We start from the raw sequence: 1,108 nt of genomic DNA, 5'->3' as shown, positions 1-1,108 counted from the left end.
CCTCACCGTTACGGTATATCCCCCCGCCCTCAAGCCTGCAAAGCTTGGCGACGGCTGGAACGTGGTACCGCCATCTAGCGAATATTGGTAGCTTCCACTGCCGCCATTAGCTAACACCTCAAAGGACCCATTGGCACCTCCATGACATGTAATATTTGTACTTGATTTTAACGCTATATTTAATTGTGCTGGCTGAGTGATGGTAAGATTTAATGTGTATTTGCAGCTATAAGGACTGTCCTTAACAACTACAGTATAATTTCCAGCAACTAAACTGCTAAAGTTAGGTGATGATTGGAAACTACCGCCGTTAATGGCGTATACGTAGTTACCATTTCCACCAGTAGCATTTATTATAGTGATAGTTCCGTCTGCAGCAGAGTAGCAACTGACGCTGCTTACGCTAGCAGTAGCAGCAATTCCTGATGGAACGGTTATAGCCGCTGTGGCGGATGTAGTGCATCCGTTTGCATCTTTCACCGCAATGTTATAAATCCCAGCAGGCAGTTGATCAAATTCAGTTGTTCCTGAAAAGGTGCCTCCATCAATGCTATAAGAAAAAGGAGCTAAGCCACCGGTGGTGCTAATTACTTTGATACTGCCTAAAGCATCGCAAGTAGCGGGAGAAGTAGCGCTGAGCGAAATAGCTAATTTAGAAGTTAAGTTTGTCAGTTGTACTTGCTCGGTAAATTGGCAGTTGTTTTTGTCACGTACTGTAATTGTATAATTTCCTACGGATAGGCCGGTAAAAGAGCTGTTTAGTTGAAAGCTTCCGCCATTTATTGCATAGGTGAATGGTTGTAATCCTCCAGAAGCAACTACTGTGATGGAGCCGCTGGCATCGCCGTAGCATTTAATATGTTGTTTAGAGAACGAAGCGTTTAGTGGTTGTGGTTCATTAACGGTAACATTAAGAGTGGCCTTACATTGGTTGGCATCCTTCACCAACAGGTTGTATGTTCCGGCAGCTAGGCCGGTAAAGTTTGTGCCAGATTGGTAGGTTGAGCCATCGATGCTGTACAGGTACGGCGAAGTGCCACCGGTTGCGGCAATCGTTATGCTGCCGGTGCTTGCGCCGCTGCAGGCAATGTCCGTCCTGTCGGTTAGC

Annotated in this window: 1 protein-coding gene; it reads right to left on the bottom strand. The window is 46.0% G+C overall.

The annotated features are described in order from the left end of the window. The coding region (locus tag DUT68_RS18245; RefSeq protein ID WP_198659641.1) for a SprB repeat-containing protein at positions 1-1,108 on the bottom strand (1,108 nt) is incomplete at both ends.

It is taken from the genome of Pedobacter zeaxanthinifaciens (assembly GCF_003313335.1).
GTDB lineage: Bacteria > Bacteroidota > Bacteroidia > Sphingobacteriales > Sphingobacteriaceae > Pedobacter > Pedobacter zeaxanthinifaciens.
This window is presented reverse-complemented; position numbering and strand designations above follow the sequence as displayed.